The organism is Streptomyces sp. GC420 (assembly GCF_009916105.1).
Lineage (GTDB): Bacteria > Actinomycetota > Actinomycetes > Streptomycetales > Streptomycetaceae > Streptomyces.
In genome coordinates this window covers 1-4,233 of record NZ_JAAAXQ010000524.1, presented here as the reverse complement: position 1 = coordinate 4,233, position 4,233 = coordinate 1, and the positions used below count along the sequence as shown (strand labels likewise).

Here is a 4,233-nt window from a genome sequence, read left to right as displayed (position 1 = left end):
CCGGGGCACTGCCGGTGGGGGCGGGGGCCGCCGTCCCGCCGGGACCGGGGCCCGTGCCCGTGCCGCCGTCGTCCGTCATGCCGGAGACCAGGGCGGCCGCCAGCGCCCCCACTCCGATGAGGACGAGCCCCGCGCCGATGAACAGGCGGGGCCGGCTCAGGGCGACCCGGATCACCGGCGCCGACTGCCGGATGCGCAGGTGGAGGGTGGGGCTGTCCAGGATCCCGGTCCGCGTCGCCGAGCGGGCGGAGGACGCCGCCACGGCCCCGAACTCGAACTCGGGCTCGGGCGCGGGCTCAGGCGCGGGCTGGGGCTGAGGCCCGGGCTCCGGCCGGGTCCAGGAAACGGCCTCCGGCCCGGAAGCGTCCCCGGCCTCGTTCAAAGGCCCGTCCTGCGACCCCGCCCCGGGCCCGTACCCCGACGCGGATACGGGCGCGGATACGGGCGCGGATACGGGCGCGGGATCGGAACCGGAACCTGATGCGGACGCGGGTCTGCGGCCGGGCTCCGGTGTGGCGGGGCGGCGGGCACCCGGCGCGAGGTAGTCCGCGGCCCGGAAGCCCAGGACCGCCTCGGCGAGCAGCAGGGGAAGATTCTCCGGGGACTGGTCGAGCTGCTCGGCCGAGGTCCGGCAGTAGGCGCACTCCCGCAGGTGCTGCCGGATGTCGAGCATGGGCTCCGCGTCCCGCCGACGCGCATAGACCTCGATGAGGCGGTTGTAGCGGCGGCAGTAGTCGTTGGGTGCCAGGTCGAGATGGGCCTGCCGGCTCTCGGTGCGCAGAAGCGCCCGGGCGCGTTCGAGTTCCAGTCGCGCCTCGTCGACATCGAGTCCGGCCAGGGCCGCGGGTACCGCCAGTTCCTCGGCTTCCACCTCGGTGTGCCAGAGCAGCAACTGGCCGCGTTCCGGGAGTTGCTGGAATGCGCGCCGGAGCAGGGCGCGGCGCTGTCTGAGGGCAGCCGCGGGCGGCGGTCCCCCGTCCTCACCCGCACGCAACTCCGGCTGCAGTGCGTACCTGCGCTCGCCGGTGCCCCACTCGAGGGCCGTCTCGACGACCGCGCCCAGCAGTTGGCGCCGCCACGGATTGGTCTGGCCGGCCCGGCCGGCGGCGCCGTCGAGCCGCCTGCGGAACGCGGCACCGGCGAGCGTCCTGGCGGCCTGGGCGGAAGTGGTGCACAGCGTCGCGTAGTCCAGGACCCGCGTCCAGTGCTGGGCCAGCAACTCCGTCACGGGGATGTCGGCGTCGGGAAGATCCGCCACCGGTCCGGTCGGCGGGAAGGGGGGACTCTGCCCGTACGGGAAGTCCGAACTGAGAGCGTCCCTCATGGTTTGTCCCCCTCTGCGGTCCAGGCAGGCTGCTGAGCTGCTGACCGTTTGTCAGCCAATGGCGTCGGCAAAAACGAACCCGCGGCGAATCCGGAAGAAACCTTCCGGGACGGCGGTACGGCGAGCCGGTAAGGCACACGGGCCGGGAGGAGGTGATGCAACGGTCAACTGCAAACACTTTCCCCTGCGATTGACTGAACAGGTCGGCACACGGCGGCCCTGCCAGGGTCGCCGTCACGAGCCACGGCTGACAGGCTGGCACGACATCGCACCGCCGTACAACCTGACAAAAGAACCGGTCTCGCGGCGAGCACTTCCGGCGACCGCTATTCCCGATTTCCCCGCCTTGGAGATTCAGCATTACGCGGCCCGGCGGTCGTTGTCCCCCTGAGCCGGTATTTGGCTGTAACTCAACCGGGCCCTTTCACTCCTGACGGGATGTGGCCACTCGCACTCGTAGCGCACCGAAGGCGCGCGCCGACGGCCTGCTTCGCCGGAACAACACCGGACGGGGCCCGCCGTTCACCGGTTCGCGTCTGAACGAAATCCGCTGACGCTTCGTAAGAAGGGATGCGCCGTACGGCGCTGGGGACACGGCAGTCGCGTTCACAGGGACAGAAGGGGACCAGTGTGTCGACTCCATCAGATCCCGGGGAGCCGCCGGGGCGTCCGGCACTCGAACCGAGCCTCGTCCTGCGTCCGCGCCGCCCCCGGCCGCTCTCGGACTTCGCGGAGCTGTTTCGCCCCGAGGGGCAGGTTCCCAGGCCCCCACGTCCCCGGGGGCAGGGCGAGGACGGCATCGAGGGCCCCGAGGAGGACTGGGACTTCGACCGGCTGGCGGTCCCGTCGCCGACGGAGTTGCCGGCGGGGTTGCCCGCGGGCGCGGGTGCCCCCGCGAATCCCGCAGCGGGTCCGGGAGCGGGTACCGGCGCGGGGCACGACCCGGCCGCCGAGGAGACCCAGCCGTTCGCGCCGTTCCCGGCGGATCCGGGGAACGGCCCCGGGGCGGTCTCCCTCCACCGGAAGGGCCCGGCCCGCCTCACGGCCGTCGTCGTGGCGTCCGCGCTCGCTGGGCTCGGGGTCTCCCTGCTGATCCCCGACGGCGGCTCCGGCCGGAGCGCGGCACCGGGCGGGGACAGCCCTCCGCGTTCCTCCGCTCCCCCGTCCGCCCCTTCGCCCGGCGGCACCGCGCCCGCACCGGCCGACCCCGGACCCGGCGCGGACGGCTCCGGCGGCCCCGACGACCCAGGTGTGCTGCGCCAGGGTGACAGCGGGCCCGCCGTCACCGAGCTCCAGCGGCGTCTGCGTCGCATCCCGGACGTGTACCGGGACGGCGCCGTCGACGGGCGGTACGACGCCACGCTGGCCGCCGCCGTCTCCCGCTTCCAGACCTGGTACGGGATACGGGGCGACGAGAGCGGCGTCTACGGCGACGACACCCGGCGCGACCTGGAGTCCCGTACCCGGTCCTGATTCCTTTCCGCGTCGCGCCGCCCGCCCGCCCGGACGGGCGGCGCGACGCGGCGGCGGCATAGGGTGGGACGCGATGAGACGCAGAACCGTGGTGCCGCCGTGTCCCCTGCCGCAGCGGCAGGGGATCGATCCGCCGCGGCTGCGGCTGCCGCACGACGGCCCGTGGGCCACCGTCCGCGACCATCTCGTCGAGCGGATCCCCCGCCTCGGCGCCGAGGCGGTCGACGCGCTGCTCGCGCAGGGCAGGGTCGTCGGGGTGGACGGACCTCTGGCTCCCGACGCGCCGTTCGCGCCCGGCGCGTTCCTGTGGTTCGACCGCGAACTGCCCGCGGAGACTCCGGTGCCCTTCGAGGTGGAGGTCCTGTACCGCGACGAGAACCTGCTCGTCGCCGACAAGCCGCACTTCCTGCCCACCACACCCCGCGGCCGGTACGTCACCGAGACCGCGCTCGCCCGGCTGCGCCGGCGGCTCGGACTGCCCCGCCTCAGCCCCGTCCACCGCCTGGACCGGCTCACGGCCGGCGTGGTGCTGTTCGCGGTCCGCCCCGAGCACCGCGGCGCCTACCAGCGGCTGTTCCAGGACCGGCTGGTCCGCAAGGAGTACGAGGCGGTCGCGCCGTACCGGCCGGACCTCGGCCTGCCCCGCACGGTGCGCAGCCGGATCGTCAAGGAGCGCGGGGTGATCGCCGCCCGTGAGCTGCCGGGTGCGCCCAACAGCGAGACGCGGATCGAACTCGCCGCGGCCCGGGGCGCCCTGGGCCGCTACCGGCTCTCTCCGGTCACCGGCCGCACGCACCAGCTGCGGGTCCACATGAACGCCGCGGGAGTCCCGATCCTCGGCGACCCGGTCTATCCGGCGCTTCTGGAGACCGACCCCGAGGACTACCGCAGTCCCCTGCAACTGCTGGCGCGGACGGTGGAGTTCACCGACCCCCTCACAGGGAGGGAGCGCCGGTTTTCCAGCGCCCGCACACTGGAGGCCTGGGACTCGTACGAGCGGTGGGCGGCCGGACCCGCCGCCGGGCCGGACCTCACCCGCAGCGGTAGGTGAGGCCGATCGAGGCCGTGTGCCGGCTCGGGGAGAGGATCCGCAGCTCCGCCCGGGCCTTGTACCGGCCCTCGCCCTGGAAGGTCCACAACAGGTGCAGCCGCGCCCGCTTCTGACCCTGTGTCAGCTTCTCGCGCAGGACGCCGGAGGTGGTGCCGTCGCTGCGCACCCAGCGGTAGGTGAGCGTGCCCGGGCGGCCGTCGGTGTCGACGACCCCGACGATGTCGGCGGTGTCGCCGCAGCCCGGTCCCGTCCGGTCGGCGGTGACGGTCACCCCGCGAACGGAGACCCCCGGCCCGTAGCGCTGCCAGGCCAGGAAGGCCAGGACGGCCAGCAGCACCACGGCGGGCAGCGCGTACCGGCGCAGGACTCCGGGACGGCGCGGGGC

Annotated in this window: 3 protein-coding genes and 1 pseudogene; 2 read left to right on the top strand and 2 right to left on the bottom strand. The window is 74.1% G+C overall.

What is annotated here, in order from left to right; translation table 11 throughout:
* On the bottom strand, positions 1 to 1,324 hold a 1,324-nt coding region (locus GUY61_RS35375; RefSeq protein ID WP_166634413.1), incomplete at its 3' end, for a hypothetical protein.
* A 630-nt stretch (positions 1,325 to 1,954) separates the two neighbouring features.
* On the opposite strand from GUY61_RS35375, the gene GUY61_RS35370 reads away from it, so the two are divergent.
* Entirely contained in the window at positions 1,955 to 2,797 is an 843-nt protein-coding gene (locus tag GUY61_RS35370; RefSeq protein WP_313897009.1) for a peptidoglycan-binding domain-containing protein, read from the top strand.
* Positions 2,798 to 2,870: 73 nt separating this feature from the next.
* Positions 2,871 to 3,848 carry a pseudouridine synthase gene (locus GUY61_RS35365; RefSeq protein WP_166634411.1) on the top strand — a complete coding sequence of 326 codons (978 nt, stop codon included), beginning with the start codon at positions 2,871 to 2,873 and terminating at the stop codon, positions 3,846 to 3,848.
* On the opposite strand, the pseudogene GUY61_RS35360 reads toward GUY61_RS35365, so the two are convergent.
* Positions 3,829 to 4,233: pseudogene (locus tag GUY61_RS35360) on the bottom strand (hypothetical protein); the annotation flags it as partial. The gene GUY61_RS35365 and the pseudogene GUY61_RS35360 sit on opposite strands and share 20 nt — an antisense overlap.